The sequence below is a fragment of the Nonomuraea sp. NPDC003201 genome (assembly GCF_053590415.1).
In genome coordinates, this window is the sequence record NZ_JBSFTC010000420.1 from 1 (window position 1) to 1,174 (window position 1,174).

The following is a 1,174-nucleotide window of genomic DNA, read 5'->3' on the forward strand; positions in this document are numbered from 1 at the left end:
GGTTAGCGGGGCGTTTACCTTGCGTCTGCCACTCTGGAGGGGTGACAGCGCAGGGCGTGCCGCTGCGGCGGCGGGTGCTGGTGGTGATCGTGAGCGTGACCGCCCTGGCCGTCGCGCTCTTCCTGGTGCCGCTGGCGGTCGCGGTGAGCCTGCTCTTCCACGACCAGACCGTGGCGGCCCTGCAACGCGACGCCGCCTGGGTCGCCGCCGCCGTGCCCGACGAGCCGCGGACGCCGTTGAGTCTGCCGACGGGCATGTCGGGTGACCTGGCCATCGGCGGCTACAACGTGGCCGGCGCCCGGTTGTTCGGCGACGGTCCCGCCCACTCACGGCTGACCGTCTCCAGCAAGGACGGACGCGTCCACGACGCCGTCGAGGGCGGGTTCCTGGCGGTGTCCGCGCCGGTCCCCTCCGACGAGGGCACCGCCATGGTCATCCGGGTGGCGACCCCGAACGCGCAGGTCGAGGAGCGCGTCCACGAGGCCTGGTTGCTTCTGGGCGGACTCGCGCTGATCGTGATCGCGTTGGCGGCGGGCGTGGCCGTGCGGCAGTCGGCCAGGCTCGCCGCGCCGCTCGAACGGCTCACCACCGCGGCGCAGGCCCTCGGCGGCGGTGACTTCAGCGTCCGCGCCTCCCCGTCCGGCCTGCGCGAGGCCGACCAGGCCGGGCGGGCCCTGGAGTCGACCGCCCGCCGCCTGGGGGCCGTGCTGTCGCGCGAGCGGGCCTTCAGCGCCGATGTCTCCCATCAGCTCCGCACAGGTCTGACCGGCCTGCTGCTCGGCCTGGAATCCGCCCTGTCCCGCCCCGGGTCAGACCTGGTTCCGGCGGTACGGGCCGCGCTGAGCAGGGGAGAGCGGCTGCAGGAGGTGATCGACGATCTCGTACGACTCAGCCGCGACAGCCGCGTGCCGACCGAACACCTCGACGTCGGCGCCCTGATGGAGGAGGTCCGGCAGGAGTGGCACGGCCCGCTGGCCGAGCACGGCCGCCGGCTGACGATCACCGTGGAGCCGGAACTGCCGCCGGCGACGGCTCAGCCCGCGGCCGTCCGGCAGATCCTGCGCGTACTCGTCGACAATGCGGTACGCCACGGCCATGGAGAGGTCGCGGTCACCGTCTCCGACGTCGGCCCCGGGCTGGCCATCGAGGTGGGCGATCATGGGACGGGCGTGAC

1 protein-coding gene is annotated in these 1,174 nt (G+C 73.8%); it reads left to right on the forward strand.

Going from position 1 to position 1,174, the window contains the following annotated elements; translation table 11 throughout:
- Window positions 1-41: 41 nt before the first annotated feature.
- A partial coding sequence (locus ACWDX9_RS56350) for a histidine kinase dimerization/phospho-acceptor domain-containing protein (RefSeq protein ID WP_449971128.1) occupies window positions 42-1,174 on the forward strand: 1,133 nt, incomplete at its 3' end.